Annotated in this window: 11 protein-coding genes and 1 other annotated feature; of the genes, 8 read left to right on the top strand and 3 right to left on the bottom strand. The window is 40.0% G+C overall.

Going from position 1 to position 18,538, the window contains the following annotated elements:
* The first annotated feature begins 68 nt into the window (after positions 1 to 68).
* From RE409_RS24195 to RE409_RS24170, 6 genes are all read left to right on the top strand, one after another.
* On the top strand, positions 69 to 644 hold the full coding sequence (locus tag RE409_RS24195) for an SMI1/KNR4 family protein (RefSeq protein WP_201222856.1): 576 nt from the start codon (positions 69 to 71) through the stop codon (positions 642 to 644).
* A 98-nt stretch (positions 645 to 742) separates the two neighbouring features.
* Complete coding sequence (locus RE409_RS24190) at positions 743 to 1,006, top strand: DUF2524 family protein (RefSeq protein ID WP_201186978.1); 264 nt, start codon at positions 743 to 745, stop codon at positions 1,004 to 1,006.
* 158 nt (positions 1,007 to 1,164) lie between these two features.
* Positions 1,165 to 1,394, top strand: a binding site (T-box leader).
* 54 nt (positions 1,395 to 1,448) lie between these two features.
* Complete coding sequence (leuS, locus tag RE409_RS24185; RefSeq protein WP_201186976.1) at positions 1,449 to 3,863, top strand: leucine--tRNA ligase; 2,415 nt, start codon at positions 1,449 to 1,451, stop codon at positions 3,861 to 3,863.
* Between the two features lie 370 nt (positions 3,864 to 4,233).
* Positions 4,234 to 7,407 (top strand): S8 family peptidase, encoded by a 3,174-nt coding sequence (locus RE409_RS24180; RefSeq protein WP_309558216.1) that lies wholly within the window; start codon positions 4,234 to 4,236, stop codon positions 7,405 to 7,407.
* A 1,047-nt stretch (positions 7,408 to 8,454) separates the two neighbouring features.
* Positions 8,455 to 9,084 carry a hypothetical protein gene (locus tag RE409_RS24175; RefSeq protein WP_309558215.1) on the top strand — a complete coding sequence of 210 codons (630 nt, stop codon included), beginning with the start codon at positions 8,455 to 8,457 and terminating at the stop codon, positions 9,082 to 9,084.
* Positions 9,065 to 9,400 (top strand): hypothetical protein, encoded by a 336-nt coding sequence (locus RE409_RS24170; protein ID WP_309558214.1) that lies wholly within the window; start codon positions 9,065 to 9,067, stop codon positions 9,398 to 9,400. The genes RE409_RS24175 and RE409_RS24170 overlap by 20 nt, the downstream gene beginning before the upstream one ends.
* Before the next feature lie 95 nt (positions 9,401 to 9,495).
* On the opposite strand, the gene RE409_RS24165 is transcribed toward RE409_RS24170, so the two are convergent.
* The 3 genes from RE409_RS24165 to RE409_RS24155 all read right to left on the bottom strand — a co-directional run bounded on the left by RE409_RS24165 (position 9,496) and on the right by RE409_RS24155 (position 12,142).
* Positions 9,496 to 9,990: a hypothetical protein gene (locus RE409_RS24165; RefSeq protein WP_309558213.1), complete on the bottom strand. Its 495-nt coding sequence runs from the start codon at positions 9,988 to 9,990 to the stop codon at positions 9,496 to 9,498.
* A gap of 285 nt (positions 9,991 to 10,275) precedes the next feature.
* A complete protein-coding gene (locus RE409_RS24160; protein ID WP_201222863.1) occupies positions 10,276 to 10,776 on the bottom strand; it encodes a spore coat protein in 501 nt (166 codons plus the stop codon).
* 463 nt (positions 10,777 to 11,239) lie between these two features.
* Entirely contained in the window at positions 11,240 to 12,142 is a 903-nt protein-coding gene (locus RE409_RS24155; RefSeq protein ID WP_201222864.1) for a glutamate biosynthesis transcriptional regulator GltC, read from the bottom strand.
* A 134-nt stretch (positions 12,143 to 12,276) separates the two neighbouring features.
* Between RE409_RS24155 and gltB the strand changes: the two genes are divergently transcribed.
* Together gltB and gltD are read left to right on the top strand one after the other, a co-directional pair.
* A complete protein-coding gene (gltB, locus tag RE409_RS24150; RefSeq protein ID WP_309558212.1) occupies positions 12,277 to 16,827 on the top strand; it encodes a glutamate synthase large subunit in 4,551 nt (1,516 codons plus the stop codon).
* A gap of 16 nt (positions 16,828 to 16,843) precedes the next feature.
* Positions 16,844 to 18,325, top strand: coding sequence for a glutamate synthase small subunit (gltD, locus tag RE409_RS24145; protein WP_309558211.1), 1,482 nt, complete (start codon positions 16,844 to 16,846; stop codon positions 18,323 to 18,325).
* The last annotated feature ends 213 nt before the right edge of the window (positions 18,326 to 18,538 follow it).

Below are 18,538 nucleotides of genomic sequence, written 5' to 3'. Positions count from 1 at the left end.
CGCAACATATATTATACAACATTCTGGCAGCTAGGTCTTTTTTCTAAAAATAAGCGTATAATGTATACTTGAAGGTTAAACATTGGCTACTAATGCCAGTATATCTAGTGAATGATAAATCCAATCGGGAGCTGATGGACATGACTGGTCAAGTTGAAGAAGCAATTAATCAAATGAAAAAGAAATTAGCCGAAAATAATCAGGTGATCGAAGTAAATGAAGATGGGTTTATATATAAAGCCACTTGTACCTTCAATTCACCTGCCTCGGACGAACAAATTCATTCCTTTGAACAGAAAACTGGATTGCTGCTGCCCGATGATTATAAAGAATTTTTGAAAATAACGAATGGATGCCGTCTGTTCGATAACCTCGAATCCGGGGGAGAAAATGATTTATACAGCCTGGATGATATTATTAATTACACATATGAAGACTCCTACGAAGGATGTTATAAGATTGCCTGCATCTATCAAGATAATATCGTGATTGATGGGGAAGCCGTTGCGAAAGGCGATAAGAATTATTTAATGGTAAAAGGACATATAGACGATTTTGAAGAAGGCGAGAAACTTCATATGGGCTTTGCCGAATGGATTGATCAGTTTATTTCCCATCAAGGAGAGAAATTTTGGGATAAATAATGATTCCTCAAAAAAACTGATAATCCACTCGTTATTTGCTCAAACTAATCGAGATGATTCCGAATCATCCAAATGAGACGCGAAGGAGAGGGTTTGAAATGGCCACCAGACAATCCATCGATCATTTTTTAGAGCAATGTGAAGGGGCTCTCCATTTTGCAGAGTTTGAATTTAACGAGGCCTCACGGCAGGAGCATTATGATGATGAACAATTTCAAAATTCGCAAAGATATATCGAAGAGGCTTTGACGGATATGGAACGATTGTATGCCAGTTCGAATGCCCAACAACGAGATATGCTTGCTCGGATGCAACAGCAGTTGAATGAACTGAAAAATGAGATGATTTTACTGCGTCATTAAAGTAAGAAAGGGGGCTATGGATGCATAGCCTCCTATTTATTTTCGAACGATTTTTCTCAAATATGCATATATAATGAGAAACCTGTTGATAATGTTGGTGAACGGCTATTGCAATTATCGGTAAAATTGACTAGAATGTAATATAATCAAATATTCTCATAAAGACTATGATGAGGAGCAGTAGCGATTAGAACCAGTATAGAGAGTTGACGGATGGTGCAAGTCAACCTGGAATGATTGTGAACTCGCCTTGGAGTTACAGGTGTGAAGGTAATAGTAATGCCTGGCGTTTAATCCATGTTACGGATGTTTGAGCTGGGCGGTTTTTTAAGTATCGCCAATGTGGGTGGTACCGCGGGAAGATATACATAATCCTCTCGTCCCTATTTGGGATGAGGGGTTTTTTTATTGTTTTTTTATACGGAAATTAGGAGGAAATCAAATGAGTTTTGACCATAGAAGTATAGAAACAAAATGGCAACAGTATTGGGAGGGCAATAAGACATTTAAAACGGGGGAAGAGAGCGGAAAACGTAAATTCTACGCGCTTGATATGTTCCCATACCCATCAGGAGCGGGTCTTCATGTTGGGCATCCTGAAGGTTATACGGCAAGTGATATTTTAGCAAGAATGAAACGGGCGCAGGGGTATAATGTGTTACATCCAATCGGCTGGGATGCTTTTGGACTTCCGGCAGAGCAGTATGCGATTGATACGGGGAATGACCCAGCGGAATTTACGGAACACAACATCAACACATTCCGCCGTCAAATCAAGGCGCTTGGTTTCTCTTATGACTGGGACCGCGAAATCAACACGACCGACCCTGAATATTATAAATGGACGCAATGGATCTTCTTGAAATTATATGAAAAGGGTCTTGCTTATATTGATGAAGTAGCTGTGAACTGGTGTCCGGCACTTGGCACGGTTTTGGCTAACGAAGAAGTCATCGATGGAAAAAGTGAGCGTGGAGGCCATCCGGTTGAGCGCCGTCCGATGAAGCAGTGGATGCTTCGAATCACAGCTTATGCAGACCGTTTGATCGACGATTTGAATGATGTGGATTGGCCGGAGAACATTAAGGATATGCAACGTAACTGGATTGGCCGTTCTGAGGGAGCGGAAGTGACGTTCAATATCGATGGCCACGATGAAACATTCACGGTGTTTACGACTCGTCCGGATACTTTATTCGGTGCAACGTATGCTGTATTGGCTCCAGAGCATTCATTTGTTGATAAAATTACGACTACGGAACAAAGATCTGCAGTTGACGCATATTTAGATGAAGTGAAACATAAAAGCGACTTGGAAAGAACAGACTTGGCAAAAGATAAATCAGGCGTGTTCACAGGGGCTTATGCAATAAATCCAGTCAATGGCGAGAAAATGCCGATCTGGATTGCTGATTACGTGTTAATCAGCTACGGAACGGGTGCTATCATGGCCGTTCCTGCGCATGATGAACGTGATTATGAATTTGCTGTTAAATTCGAATTGCCAATTAAAGAAGTTGTAGCTGGTGGAGATGTGACAAAAGAAGCATACACAGGCGACGGTCTTCATGTGAATTCTGAATTCCTAGATGGATTGAATAAAGAAGAAGGCATTTCAACCATGATCAAATGGCTGGAAGAAAAAGAAATCGGCACGAAAAAAATCACGTACCGTCTTCGCGACTGGTTATTCAGCCGCCAACGTTACTGGGGTGAACCGATTCCAATCATCCATTGGGAAGATGGCACGATGTCCGCAGTGAAAGAAGAAGAACTACCATTGATTTTACCGAAAGCAACAGACATCAAGCCTTCAGGCACTGGTGAATCACCGCTTGCGAACATTGCAGAATGGGTGAATGTAACGGATGAAAACGGACGTAAAGGCCGCCGTGAGACGAATACAATGCCACAATGGGCAGGTAGCAGCTGGTACTTCCTTCGTTATATTGATCCGGACAACACTGAAGCACTTGCAGATCCGGAAAAATTAAAAGAATGGATGCCAGTCGACATTTATATTGGCGGTGCTGAGCATGCAGTTCTTCACTTATTGTACGCTCGCTTCTGGCATAAATTCTTGTACGATATCGGTATCGTACCAACGAGTGAACCTTTCCAAAACCTATTCAACCAAGGAATGATCCTTGGAGAGAATAATGAAAAAATGAGTAAATCAAAGGGCAATGTCGTAAACCCAGATGACATCGTTGAAAGCCATGGTGCCGATACACTTCGTATGTACGAAATGTTCATGGGACCATTGGACGCTTCCATTGCTTGGTCGACAAACGGATTGGACGGTTCGCGCCGATTCCTTGATCGTATCTGGCGTTTACTAATTAGCGAAGACGGCACGATTACAGATAAAATGGCTGATACTGATGACAGCGGAAAGCTTGAAAAAGTGTATCATCAAACGGTAAAAAAAGTGACCGAGAACTATGAAGAATTGAAATTCAATACGGCGATTTCACAGCTGATGGTATTTATCAATGATGCCTACAAAGCAGATGCGCTTCCTAAAGAATATATCGAAGGCTTCGTGAAATTGCTTGCGCCAGTTGCACCGCATATCGCCGAAGAACTTTGGTCTAAACTTGGCCATTCTGAAAGCATCACATACGGAACATGGCCAGCGTTTGACGAAGCTAAGCTAGTCGACAACGAAGTTGAAATCGTCATCCAAATCAACGGAAAAGTCAAAGCCAAATTAATGGTTCCAACTGACACAACGAAAGAAAAACTAGAAGAAATTGCGATGGGCGATGACTCCATCAAAGAACAAATTGATGGCAAAACCATCCGTAAAGTCATTGCTGTACCAGGAAAACTAGTCAACATTGTCGCAAACTAAATAGTTGAGAGCTGGCCCGCATGTCTTGTGCAGGGTCAGCTTTTTTTTCATGAGCAGAAATAAAACTGAAATTCGACATATTTTGTGATTTCTATGATAAAAGTCGATTTCCGGTATTAAATATCAGATTTTGAAATCATCAACTAGTTATTGGAAGCCTAAGTGAATTTCATTTAATATTTTTGAGGAAAATACTGTTTTTGGACATTTAGAGATTGCTTAATTGGTACATGTGAACCATTTTTCAGCAAAATGTTCAGTAATATCAAGCATTTTTTATGAAAAAGGGAAAAAATTGGTTGATAAAATTTTACAGTATGATAGTTTGGTATAGTGATGTAATTTTTTACTATTTATTGGAGGCGAAACTGTGAAATTTAAGAGTGTAAGTCGATTTACAGCGTTTGTACTTATTTTTGCACTGATTTTCAGCTTGATGGTTCCACAACAATCTCAAGCTGCACCAAATCCTGTATCACCCATTGAGAACGTAAAACCGATTAAAAATGGAGATACTTTAGTCGGGAAGTTTGAAAAACCGGATGTTCAATGGTACCAAATTAAACCGACAGCAGAAGAAATACAAAAATTCTCCCATATTGAGTTCGAAGTCAATTCGGAGCAAATCTTGAATATTTCCGTTTATCAAGATAAAGAAAAAGCAGAACAAGATGAGAGTAATTACATGGCCTCTGCTTATCCTGATGAAAAGGCTGTTGTAGATTTCCCATATGCTTGGGAAGGCACGTATTATGTTAAAGTTGAATATTTTGGTGAAACGGATGAAGAGGGAAATCCTATACCAGAAGCTAAAAATGAAGCTGATTACTCTATCAATGCTCATTCTGTAACGCTACCGCCATCCGCTGGGGACGAAGAGATGGATCTCGAATCATGCCCAGTTGAAGTAAGCGTAACCGATAAGAAAACGGGAGAATCTATGTTGAAAACACTTCGCGTGTTTAGAGACGAAGTTCTCACGAAGTCATCTGAGGGACGTAGCCTTTCATCTTTATACTATAAAGCCTCTCCATTCCTAGCTCTTCATTTGGCTAGTAATAAAACATCTAGAGAAGCTGTCTATAATCATTTAGTCGTCCTTAAGCCTCTAATTGAGGATCTTAATGAAAATGGAGTAAGCAGTACGGCAGTCATTAGCAACAAACAGCAAGAAGCGATTAAAGCATTATTTAATAAGACAGCAGACGTCGCTCCAGCTGGATTGAAAAAAGAAATGAACAGCATTGCAAAGAAAATCAACCTTGATAAGCTTGCAGGTGAGAGAATCGTCGATATCGCAAGCAAAGCAGGAATTGAACTTCCAACTTCGAAGAATACAAAGAACAAATATATTGTCAAACTTAAACCTGGGAAGTCTTTAAGTTCAGTCCAATCCAAGGTACAAGGAAAAGGATATGGAACATTATCGACACCTAAGAAACAAGAGGTTCTGTATGATGATATGTACGTTGTTGAGTTAAAGAATCAAGCTAAAATGAGCACAGCAGCTCTATCGAATATTGAGAAACTTCCAGAAGTGGAATATATCGAAGCGGTTAAAACGTACAAAGCACTTTCAGCCGATATTCAGTCACCGTATCAATGGTCTTTAAATAACCCCGGTGGAGAAGAGGGCTATAAGGGAGCAGACATCGATAACGAAAAACTGCAAAACCTTATTAAGAAACGTAATTTAAAGGATACATTAGTAGCAGTTGTTGACACAGGTGTTGATGATTCCCTGGCGGATTTGAAAGATACAGTTCGCATGGATTTAGGAAAGAACTTCATTGATAAAAAAGGAAATGCCGTTGATGACAATGGTCACGGTACCCATGTTTCTGGGATTATCGCTGCCAAAGCTGATAATGGGTATTCCATGCAAGGAATTAATCCAGTAGCTAAAATCATGCCTGTGAAGGTTCTCGATTCTTCAGGATATGGAGACATGGAGAAAATTGCATTAGGCATTAAATATGCTGTGGACCATGGCGCCAAGGTGATAAATCTTAGCTTAGGTGGAGAATACAGCAGAACAATTGAACATGCTTTGAAAGATGCTGCTGCCAAAAATGTAATGGTTGTCGTAGCAAGCGGTAATGATGGGATGGAAGGTCTTTCTTACCCTGCATCTTCTAAATATGTCATTTCCGTCGGTGCAACCAATGCCCTTGATTTAGTATCGGATTATTCTAATTATGGCGCGAAATTAGACATGGTTGCTCCAGGGACAGGCATTCCAAGCCTTGTACCGAATGGGAATGTTACCTACATGGATGGTACATCAATGGCAGCTCCTCATGTTGCTGCAACTACTGCCTTGTTATTATCCGGGAATCCTGGTTTGAAATTAAATGATGTAAGAGAAATTCTTCACGAGACATCCGAATATGTTGCTTTTGAAGAAGAAGATAATGTAGATCCGTATGAGGACTACCAACCTGAGGAAGGTGGAATCCAATATCCAGTAGAAGAATTACCTATTGGAAAAGATATCGTATCGGGATTTGGAAGACTGAATGCTTATAGTGCACTTAGTACAGTGGATTTACAAGCTAAAGTTAATCCATTAATTGATACGCAAACAAAAATTGCAGGATCAGCAAAAAAAGGTTCGACAATCGAAGTGAAAAATGGAAAGCAAACGCTTGGTAAAACGACAACTGCAGCCAATGGAACGTTCAGTATTAAGATTCCAGTCCAAAAAGCAAGTCAACTTCTTACTGTGAATATATCTGATTCTTCCAAACTAGCAGTCTCTTCAATCAAAGTGTTTGTGAAGAAGGGTGAAACACCTAATAAGCCAACTGTTAAGGCTGTCAGTGACAAAGATACGTATGTAACTGGTCAATCGCAAGCCGACATGAAAATCACGATCAAAAATAATGCAAAAAAAGTAATTGGTTCAGGCAACACGGATAGCAAGGGGAATTTTAAAGTAAAAATCAGCAAACAAAAAGCGGGGACTAAGCTTTCAATCACAGCTACAGACTTGGCAAAGCGTGAAAGTAAAGCAGCAACCGTGACTGTAATTGATAAAACAGCTCCAGGTGCACCGAAAGTGAACGAAGTAAACGACAAATCCACCAACGTAACTGGTAAAGCGGAAATCGGTTCGACTGTTACGGTGAAGTACCAAAACAAAAATATCGGCACAGCTAAAGCTGATAAAAATGGAAAATTCTCTATTAAAATTAGCAAGAAAAAAGCAAGTTCTGTATTATACGTCTCAGCTAAAGATAAAGCTGGCAATACAGGGAAAGCAGCAAAAGTAACGGTTAAAGATAAAACAGCTCCAAGTGCACCGAAAGTGAATGAAGTAAACGATAAATCCACCAACGTAACTGGTAAAGCGGAAATCGGTTCAACTGTTACGGTGAAGTATCAAGATAAAAATATCGGCACAGCTAAAGCTGATAAAAATGGAAAATTCTCTGTTAAAATCAGCAAGAAAAAAGCAGGTTCTGTATTATATGTCTCAGCAAAAGATAAAGCTGGCAATACAAGTAAAGCAGCAAAAGTAACGGTTAAGAAGAAAAAGTAACGGTTAAGAAGCATAAAAAATAAAAAGTATAGCCGTTTAACATTTATGTTAAACGGCTGTTTTTTGTTTAGGCGGCGTTACTGTTTATACCCTTCTATTACAAATGATATAAAGACAAAAATATCAATGTCATACTAGTTAATTCGATTTGAAATACAAAAAACTATTGAGAAAGCAAAAATTTAGACATATTGTTTTTTGACATTCTCTTTCACTACATTTAGTTTTCTGCATCAAGCGCATACCAAGTGGGTTATTGACATGACCTTTGAAATAACCCAAGTGTCAAAAATTCGGGATATAGTTCAGGGCGTTTTTTTTGTGCATTTTATCAAAAGGCATTAGGAATCAAACTGATTATAGCAAGATTCATTATTTTATATGATATCTAGGGCGGGATTTACGGGGGTCATTAAATCCGCCTTTTATTTGGTGTCCGAGAGAGCTTGCAATGACTACTGCTGCAAAGAAAAGGATGAGCTTCTTCAATTTAAAAATCTTCTTTCCGTTTATTTATATTAAAAGATTACACCCAGATATCTCTTCCTTCAATCCCCTTTTTAAAATGTTGAAAATTTGTCACAAACCTATCCGACATTGCATTAAAATGAACGCATACCCAACATTACTAAGCAGTTTCATTGTGATGGAGTGAGTGCATAATGGAAAAAAAGCAGCCATGTTCAAACGACGAGCAATGGCTGCTTTAGTTGGTAATTATCCATTAAAGATAAACTCATCTGGAATCCTGCCCAATTTTCTTCTGGGTATATATAACGGTTTATTAGCTGAATATCTAAAACCACGCCTATTAATTTTGTATGATCACCAGCTTCAACTTTTTTGAAGGACTGGTATTGCAGTACCTCATCCGGTCAAAAAACCTAGATTTCCTAAGCGTGTTTATTCCTATAGGGTTCTCTAATTATTAGTAATAACTTGACTTATAATATTTGCCTAGTCACGCTTCCGTTCTATTCCCAACAGTGAATCATACAGTAGTGTAAAAAAACATTTCAAATGAATTGTTTTTAGTGGAGGTATGTAGTGAAGTTTATTGACAAAATTAATCCGTTTCACTATATATTCAGTAAACAAGAATCAACTTTAATTATGGGGGCTACATTTGAAAAGCAGGGTGATAAACAAACAGAAACAAGGGAGATAGGTAATGAATATAAAAAAGCAGATACTGAAAAGTATTTTCGCCCTTCATGTCGCTCTATCCTCAATGATCAGAAATTGGATTATAAGTTTTTTCAGCCGTATTATGAGAAAGCATTGGATAATATTATTCTTCCAGCATCCCTTATGAATTCACCTGAAAATACGCTTGTAAATTATTTCAGTATAATACGAGAGGCTGAAAATCTTACAGGTAATCAAGTAGGAGGCTGTGGAACGGTTGGGATGGCAAAAATCCCTTTTCCTATCGCTTATCATTTTTTTACAAAGGATTATCAGAAGAAGGTACCCTATACAGCATACCTAATGTCTTTCAAAGGGATTGGTCATACTAATCTAATCAAATTAAATAAGCTTTCCGTCCAAAACCAATCCAAAACCACCCGATACTTTATTGAGCTTGAAACGATTGAGGGGTCACCAAAGGACCTTACTTATTTTGCCTATTATTATGGATATGTCACTATAAAAAATGAAAACAACATGTTTTAAAATAGAAGAAGTTACATTGATTGGAGAAGATTTTTTATGCGCTGCCTATCATCTTTGGCAGCATAATGCGGAAGCGGTCGTGGATATTGAGTATGGTAATTGGTGTAAACTTATTAAAAAAAGATGGCCAACAAAGCAGGAGGGATACGTTAAGAATATTGATAGTGTAGGTACCGATGGTAGCGAATATCGTTTTGTCTTTTATCAATTGACGAATGATTCTGATATCTTAATTGCTCAATATAAAAAGAATTCTAAAGGGAAATGGGATCTAATTAAAATTGATCCAGAAAAGTGCTTGAAGGAAAATAAATAATATTTATAGGATCTTAATCACAGGTTAAATTATATGAACGCCAAACAGTGTTGTTACAAGTTGGAGCAAACTTGTAACAACACTATCTATAAAGCTTATTTAGTAAATTCACTTCTCAGAAGATAGACAACATCGTAATCTTTTAATTCGTTTATGTGACTATCCATATCATTATAAAAATCCGTAGAAAGAGAATGCATGCCTTCATGTCCGCTTGAATAGCAAATACTCGCTAATACGAGCTTGTTTGTTTTCAGCATATTTATCGTTTCAATACTGCCGGTTACGATGGAATCTTTCTCTTCAATCTTTTCTAAATAAGTAGCTGTAGACACACCATCATCACTTTGAATACTGATATTAAACATCGATAGATTTTGTTTTTCGGGCGTTTTAGATGTTGTAAAGATGATCGTACCATTATCTTTAATCCCAGTTGTCATGAGGCCCATTTCATCTTCAACAAGTTTGCCAGCTTCATATTTTTCGACCCAAACGGACATCTTCTTATATGTATCATCAACATCAAAATCGATAAGAAAGGAGTGTTCACTTGTATTCGTAAGGATGGACTTTTCTCTTTCGGTCAACTTAGAAACAGAAAGAGAAGTCTCAGATTTTGGTTCAGCATTCTTACAGGCAACTAAAGAAAATGAGAGCAGGGATATCATGATTGATAGAAATACTTTTTTTATTATTTTCTCCCCCAAAATTTAATTCATAATCCAATAATAAACAATTATTTAATATTATAACATATTAATGGAGCTCATCTGTCCCATAGTTTGCAATTGAAACTACTGGACCCAGCAATTTAACGGAAAGTGAGAAAAAGGCAAGCGGACACCCATTCGGTGCACTTACCTTTTTTGTGTTTAGAATTGTTGGGAAAGAGCCTTATTAGCTACATTCACGTCATTTTGAAGCAGTTGATTAAAGTCATAAGCAGGATATAGGTTTCTTTCGTATAGATAGTTGAAAATTTTGGCATGGTTATCAATAGCTCCATTTAAATGCTTTTTAAATACTTTTCGAAGGGAAGGAGTGGCCGTTTCAGTTAAGGCAGTAGCATAATTGTTGATAGATGATTTGGCCAAGCCTAGCAAATCTCCGGCAGCCGTGGCTGATATATTGTCTCTTTGTTCCTCCTCCTCATCATCCCTCTCTGTTTTAGGTGCCAACGGATAAAATTTTAGCAACTCCATAATATTTTGAGTTAGTGTATCAATCATTTGCTTGTAAATCGTTTTTAAAATGGGATCTTTTACTTTTGGATAAGCTTTTTTCAATTTCATAAGTGCATTGGACTGGGCGGCGACCAATTCATGAAGTTCAAGTGTTTCGTGCCAAGCAAGGTGTGAATGAGTGGGTTTCATATAAACTCCTCCTGAACAAATAATCTTGATACGTTATTCGTAAAGTGGGCTCTTGGTAAGTTGTCTTTTGAAAAAAGATGAGTAAAATCGTCCAGCATTTTAGCTTAGATTACTTATCGAGAAACGCTTTCCGTTTTTTCAACGGCAAGCTTGATCAAACTCCGAAATAAAGGCAGAACAAGAAAAAGACAGTGGTCTCGGCAACTCAGGATTGAAATCCTGCGTGCATCGGTTAACTGTCTTTTTACCTCAAATTTCCTATCTTCAATCACACTGATCTACTGATCATTAATCCAATTGACTAAATTGCCAGTTTTGGAAGAAGGGTGATTTTTCAAAAGTTCCATCATTTCAATCACATATTTAATCCATTTTCAATATACTCTCAATATTGAAGTGGAAATAGGCTATGCAAGAGCTATGCATTGAGTAAGTATCATTCATTTATATTATTCTGAAATAATTATTGGTACTGCTCTAGAATCGAGAAAAACTTTTTGACAAACTGATAAAATACCTTTTCGGAAGGAGCCAAATCCCTGTTTTTAGGTGTGATGATACCAACTGTCCGCTTGACGTCAGGTGTATCAATCGGGATTTTTACAGTTAGTCTGGGAATTACTTCATAAAAGGTACTGTCAGGTAGAAGGCTGACTCCGATTCCCGCTGATACGAGTCCTTTTATGGAATCCATATCTTCACCTTCTGAGGCAATGATCGGTGTGAATCCTGCTTGCTTGCATGCATCGATTGCTATGCTATGGAGAATATATCCTTTTGGAAACAATACGAATGGAACGTCTCGTAAGTCGCTAAGTCGCAAACTCTTCTTATCAGCTAATGGATGAGAGATGGGAAGTAAAGCAGAAATGTTTTCTGTGAATAAAATATGGCCTTCGATATCTGGATCTTGTGTTGGAACTGGGCCAAGAAAGGCTAATCCGATTTCGCGGTTTTTGACAGCTTCCTTTAATGCGGAATACGAACCCTGTCTTAAGTGGAACCCGATATTCGGCTGCTCATCTTTAAATGCGGAAATAACGGTAGGTAATAATTGGGTGGAGAGACTTGTAGGAAAGCCGATCTTAATTGTTCCATGTTCAGGGTCTAAAAATTCTTCTATTTGATCTTTTGCATATTCTATCGCCTTTATTGCCGTTTTTGCATGGATTAAGAATATTTTACCAATAGGAGTTAACTGAATATTACGGCCTGCTTTTTCAAATAAAAGGACCCCAAGTTCATCTTCTAGTCTGGCGATCTGCCGGCTGATTGCTGATTGTGCGATATGCAGGTGCGCTGCGGCTTCAGAGACATGTTCTCTTTCAGCGACTTCAACAAAATAACGTAATTGACGTAGTTCCATTTATTCATCCTCCATTTATCCATCTCAATATGAGATGGATTTTAATAGAATTATATATTGTTTATATTGATTTGAAAACCTAGAATTAAATGTAAGTGAAATAACGGTATAAGAATACGATGGGGGCGATTAATATGACATACAATCAAATACCAAAGGCACAAGGTCTCTACCATCCTGAATTTGAACATGATGCATGTGGGATCGGTTTATACGCTCATTTAAAAGGGCTTGCTACACATGACATCGTCAAACAAGGACTAAAGATGCTGTGTCAATTAGATCATCGTGGAGGACAAGGAAGCGATCCCCTTACAGGAGATGGCGCAGGATTAATGGTGCAAATTCCTGATAAATACTTCAGACTGGCATGCCCGGAAATGAATTTGCCAGCTAAAGGGCGCTATGGTGTGGGGATGCTCTTTTTCTCAAACAATGATTTGGAACGGAATGAGATTGAAGCACGTCTAAATGCATTTATAGAACAAGAGGGACAAACGCTTTTAGGCTGGAGAACGGTTCCCGTCGATGTAGCAAAAATCGGAGAGGTCGGCAAGGAGACATGTCCGACGATCCGCCAAGTATTCATTGGGGCTAGTGAGGAGATATCCGACGATTTAGCTTTTGAACGTAAACTATTCATTATTAGAAAACAAGCCGAAAACTGGGCTCGTGAACGTGGTAATCGTTTTTATTTTGCTAGTCTTTCAAGTACAACGATTGTGTACAAAGGATTGTTGACACCAGAGCAGGTAGATGCTTTTTATCTTGATCTTCAACAAGAGGATTTTGTGTCGGCTTTTGCTTTAGTGCATTCCCGCTTCAGTACAAATACATTTCCAAGTTGGGAACGGGCACATCCAAACCGTTACCTGATTCATAATGGTGAAATCAATACGCTTAGAGGAAATGTAAACTGGATGAAAGCGCGTGAACAGCAGTTTGTTTCAGAAGCATTTGGAGATGATTTGCAAAAGGTCCTTCCTATATTAGATATAGATGGAAGTGATTCTTCGATTCTTGATAATGCACTTGAGTTCTTCGTACTTGCAGGTCGTAAACCGGCGCATGCAGCCATGATGCTTATTCCTGAACCATGGACGGAAAACCCACATATGACGAAGGAAAAGAAGGCTTTTTACGAATATCATAGCATGCTGATGGAACCGTGGGATGGTCCAACGGCGATTTCCTTTACGAACGGGAAACAAATTGGAGCCATTTTAGATCGTAATGGTTTAAGACCAGCACGATATTATGTGACCAAAGATGATTACATCATTTTCTCCTCTGAAGTCGGCGTGATCGATGTGGAGCCGGAGAATGTATTATATAAAGATCGTTTAAGCCCAGGTAGAATGCTTTTACTAGATTTAGAGGAAGGCCGCATTATTTCAGATGAAGAAATCAAATCCGAAATGGCACAGGAATATCCCTACCAGCAATGGCTGGATGAGCAGCTTGTTCAATTAAATAACGAAGAACATGTGGTTGAAGAGGAACTGTTGTCTGATTTGCTTTTCCGACAAAAAGCGTTTGGCTATACGTATGAAGATGTTCAAAAATATCTACTGCCGGTTATTAAGGAAGGTAAAGATCCATTAGGTTCCATGGGGAATGACATCCCGCTTGCGGTCTTATCTGACCGTCCGCAATCGTTATTCAACTATTTCAAGCAATCCTTTGCACAGGTAACCAATCCGCCAATCGATTCGCTTCGTGAGCAAATTGTCACGTCAACGATGACTTTCTTAGGTGCGGAAGGAGATCTTCTGAAGCCAAATGAAACAAATAGCCGCCGGATTCAATTGGATTCACCTGTTTTGACGCCAGGTCAGATGAAGCAGCTAAAAGAAAATGTATATCCGGAATTCAAAAGCAAGGTCATTCAAACTCTATTTTCAGAAGATTTAGAGAGCGAACTGGATCGAATCTGCCGTGAAGCAGAACAAGCGATTGCTGAAGGTGTTAGTCTCTTAATTTTGTCTGACAAAAATATGAGCAAAGAAAAGGCTGCTATACCTTCCTTGTTGGCTGCGAGCGCCCTTCATCAAGAGCTTATTCGTTATGGAAATCGTACGAAAGTGAGCATTATCGTTGAAGCAGGAGAAACAAGGGAAGTGCATCACTTTGCGGCACTTATCGGGTATGGGGTAGATGCCATTTATCCTTATCTTGCCTTTGAAACATACAAGCAGGCTGTATCAGAAGGCAGTTTATCCATCAGCTACGAAGAAACGGTAAACAAATACGTTCGCTCCTTAACAGAAGGCATCGTAAAAGTGATGTCGAAAATGGGTATTTCAACGATTCAAAGTTATCGCGGAGCTCAAATTTTCGAAGCGGTAGGAATCAGTGCAGATGTGATTGAACGTTATTTCAGTGGTACGGCTTCACAGCTTAGCGGGATTGAGCTAGAAACTATCGCAGAAGAAGCGTTAATTCGTCACCAAAATGCTGCAGCAGATTCTTATGATCAGACGCTTGAAAGCGGAAGTGACTTTCAGTGGAGAAAAACAGGGGAACATCATGCTTTCAACCCCAAAACGATTCATACACTTCAATGGGCTTGCCGAAAAGGTGACTACAGTTTATTTAAACAATATTCAAACTTGGCGAATGAAGAGAGACTCGGGTTTTTACGTAATTTATTCTCATTCGATCAGAAGCGCCAAAGTATCTCTATAGATGAAGTGGAATCCGTAGAATCCATCGTCAGCCGATTTAAAACAGGGGCGATGTCATTTGGCTCTTTGAGTCAGGAAGCACATGAAACATTAGCGATTGCGATGAACCGTTTAGGCGGAAAAAGCAATAGCGGTGAAGGCGGAGAACATCCAAGCCGATATCAATTGGATGAAAACGGTGATAACCGCCGCAGTGGGATTAAGCAAATTGCATCTGGGCGTTTTGGTGTGAAAAGTCATTACCTTGTCAATGCAGATGAGCTTCAAATTAAAATGGCGCAAGGTGCGAAGCCAGGTGAAGGTGGTCAGCTGCCGGGGAACAAAGTCTATCCGTGGGTTGCTGAAGTTCGTGGCTCTACACCGGGTGTTGGTCTGATTTCACCACCACCACATCATGATATCTACTCGATTGAAGATTTGGCACAGTTAATTCATGATTTGAAAAATGCAAATCGCGATGCACGGATCAGCGTCAAGCTTGTTTCTAAAGCAGGTGTTGGCACGATCGCAGCAGGTGTGGCCAAGGGTGCTGCAGATGTTATTGTTATCAGTGGATATGACGGCGGTACAGGTGCTTCGCCTAAAACGAGTATTAAACATACAGGTCTTCCTTGGGAGCTAGGCCTTGCAGAAGCACACCAAACGTTGATGCTGAACGGCCTGCGTAGTCGTGTAATCCTTGAGACAGATGGAAAGTTAATGACGGGACGCGATGTAGTTATGGCAGCGATCCTTGGGGCGGAAGAGTTTGGTTTTGCAACTGCACCACTTGTTGTCCTTGGATGTGTAATGATGCGTGCTTGCCATTTGGATACATGTCCGGTCGGAGTTGCCACGCAAAATCCTGAGCTCCGCAGTAAATTTGCAGGAGATCCGGATCATGTTGTAAATTTCATGCGCTTCATCGCTGAGGAAGTTCGTGAAACAATGGCTGAGCTTGGTTTTAGAACATTGGAGGAAATGGTTGGCCGCACCGATGTTTTACAAGTGAGTGAACGCGCTCAAAAGCATTGGAAAGCTAAACATCTGAACTTAACGACACTTCTTTTCCAACCAGAGGGCATTCGTACTTTCCAACGTCCTCAAAATCATAAAATTGAAGAATCCTTAGATATTCGGGAGATCTTACCGGCTGTGCAACCTGCTTTAGATGATCAATCCCAAGTGGATGTTAGCTTCCCGATTATGAACGTGAACCGTGTAGTCGGAACGATTGTCGGTAGTGAAGTATCCAAACGTTATGGAGAAGAAGGGTTGCCTGAAGATACGATAACACTCCGTTTCACAGGATCAGCAGGCCAAAGTTTTGGTGCATTCATTCCCAAAGGCATGTCGATGTATTTGACAGGCGATGTCAATGACTATGTTGGGAAAGGTTTATCCGGCGGTAAAATCATTGTCACGGCACCAACTGGTAATCAGATTGAGGCAGGAGATAATGTCATTGCCGGAAATATCGCCTTATACGGCGCAACAAGCGGCGAAGCATACATTAATGGCCGTGCTGGAGAACGCTTTGCGGTTAGGAACAGCGGTGTCAATGTCGTTGTTGAAGGAATCGGCGACCACGGCTGTGAGTATATGACAGGCGGGCGAGTGGTAATTCTAGGGGATGTCGGCAAAAACTTTGCTGCAGGTATGTCAGGCGGTATCGCTTATGTACTTGCAGATAATGCAGAAGAATTTAAGGCATTATGCAATGTAGAAATGATAGAATTCGAGACACTTGAGGATATAAATGATGTGAACGAAGTAAAAGAAATGCTCCATAGCCATCTACATTATACAGAGAGCGCCAAAGCTTCTTATGTACTGGAGAATTGGGACGATTTCGTTAAGAAATTTGTAAAAGTCATTCCAAAAGATTACAAACGGATGATGAAAAGTATCGAAGAGCAAAAGCATGCAGGTCTGACGGACGAAGAAGCGGTTATGAGTGCATTTCAAGCAAATGCCGTTCAAGATAAAAAAACCACAAAACAAGCTGTGATGCAGTAAGGAAGGGGAGAGAAAGATGGGAAAAGCAACAGGATTTATGGATTATCCGCGAGAAAAGCCAAAAGACCGGAATCCTCTCACTCGTTTAAGCGACTGGAGAGAGTATACAGCTCCTTTCTATGATGAAAAGTTAAGTACACAGGGAGCGCGGTGTATGGACTGCGCCACCCCTTTCTGCCATATGGGCATGGAATTGAACCGAGTCACAACGGGCTGCCCGATTCATAATCTGATTCCAGAGTGGAATGATTTGGTTTACCGCGGCAGATGGAAAGAAGCATTAGACCGTTTAACGAAAACGAATAATTTCCCTGAGTTCACGGGCCGCGTTTGTCCGGCCCCTTGTGAAGGGTCTTGTACGGTTGCGATTAATGATCCTGCGGTTGCCATCAAAAACATCGAACGTACTATAATCGATAAAGGGTTTGAAAATGGCTGGATCACACCTCGAATCCCCGAATATAGGACCGGAAAGAAAATTGCTATCATCGGTTCAGGCCCTGCTGGATTAGCAAGTGCTGATCAGTTAAATCAAGCAGGTCATTCGGTCACGGTTTATGAGCGTTCAGACCGTGCAGGCGGGCTATTAACATACGGCATTCCGAACATGAAGCTTGAAAAAGATGTCGTTGCGCGTCGAATCAAATTATTGAACCAGGAAGGTATCGATTTCGTCACGAATACGGAAATTGGAAAAGACATTTCATCCGAAGAACTGCAAAATCAATATGATGCAGTTATCCTATGTACAGGTGCTCAAAAGCAACGTGACTTAGTAATTGAAGGGCGCGAAGCAAAAGGCATTCACCTAGCGATGGATTACCTAACGACTTCGACTAAAAGCTTGTTGGATTCCAACTTTGAAGATGGTCAATTTTTAAATACAAAAGGTAAAGATGTCATTGTAATTGGTGGAGGAGACACAGGCGCTGACTGTGTGGCTACTGCTCTTCGCCAAGAATGTAAGAGTGTCGTACAGTTCGGGAAGCATCCTATCCTGCCGACAGCTCGGACTTCCGATAATATGTGGCCAGCCTACCCGAATGTATTTTCACTTGAATATGCGTATGAAGAAGCGGAAGCGAAATTTGGTGCAGATCCGCGCCAATATTCAATCCAAACTAAAAAAATCGTCGCGGATGAAAATGGCAACGTAAAAGAACTGCATACGATTTCAATGGAAAAAATTAAAGGGGAAGATGGAGTATACATTTTTAAAGAAATCCCGGGAACGGAAAAAGTATGGCCTGCACAATTTGTATTCATCGCAATCGGATTTGAAGGAACAGAACAGCCGCTTTTAACTCAATTTGGTGTAGAAACCGTCAATCAAAAAATTGATGCAGTCTATGGCGAATACAGAACGAATGTCGAAGGTGTTTTTGCTGCTGGAGACGCAAGAAGAGGGCAAAGCCTAATTGTTTGGGCCATCAATGAAGGCCGTGAAGTAGCAAGGGAAGTAGACCGCTACTTGATGGGTTCGTCGGTATTACCTTAAACAGAAAAAAGAAGTGCCATAAAAACGATTATGGCGCTCCTTTTTTTGTTGGCTGGTGAATTCACGAGTAAATTAGTGAAACTCACGAGTAAATCAGTAAAATTCACGAGTAAAGGAACAAAACTCACGAGTAAATCAGTAAAACTCACGAGTAAATTCACTTAGGATTAATGAGCAGCCAATATTGCTAGGTATACAAAATAGGCGAACAGT

It is taken from the genome of Peribacillus sp. R9-11, from assembly GCF_031345095.1.
In the GTDB taxonomy this organism is placed as follows: domain Bacteria; phylum Bacillota; class Bacilli; order Bacillales; family DSM-1321; genus Peribacillus; species Peribacillus butanolivorans.
This window is presented reverse-complemented; position numbering and strand designations above follow the sequence as displayed.

Excerpts from the sequence above, each read along its gene's own strand:
- RE409_RS24170 (WP_309558214.1), top strand. The coding sequence starts at position 9,065 with ATGAAAACAACATGTTTTAAAATAGAAGAAGTTACATTGATTGGAGAA.
- leuS (WP_201186976.1), top strand. The coding sequence starts at position 1,449 with ATGAGTTTTGACCATAGAAGTATAGAAACAAAATGGCAACAGTATTGG.
- RE409_RS24190 (WP_201186978.1), top strand. The coding sequence starts at position 743 with ATGGCCACCAGACAATCCATCGATCATTTTTTAGAGCAATGTGAAGGG.
- RE409_RS24160 (WP_201222863.1), bottom strand. The coding sequence starts at position 10,776 with ATGAAACCCACTCATTCACACCTTGCTTGGCACGAAACACTTGAACTT.
- RE409_RS24155 (WP_201222864.1), bottom strand. The coding sequence starts at position 12,142 with ATGGAACTACGTCAATTACGTTATTTTGTTGAAGTCGCTGAAAGAGAA.
- gltB (WP_309558212.1), top strand. The coding sequence starts at position 12,277 with ATGACATACAATCAAATACCAAAGGCACAAGGTCTCTACCATCCTGAA.
- gltD (WP_309558211.1), top strand. The coding sequence starts at position 16,844 with ATGGGAAAAGCAACAGGATTTATGGATTATCCGCGAGAAAAGCCAAAA.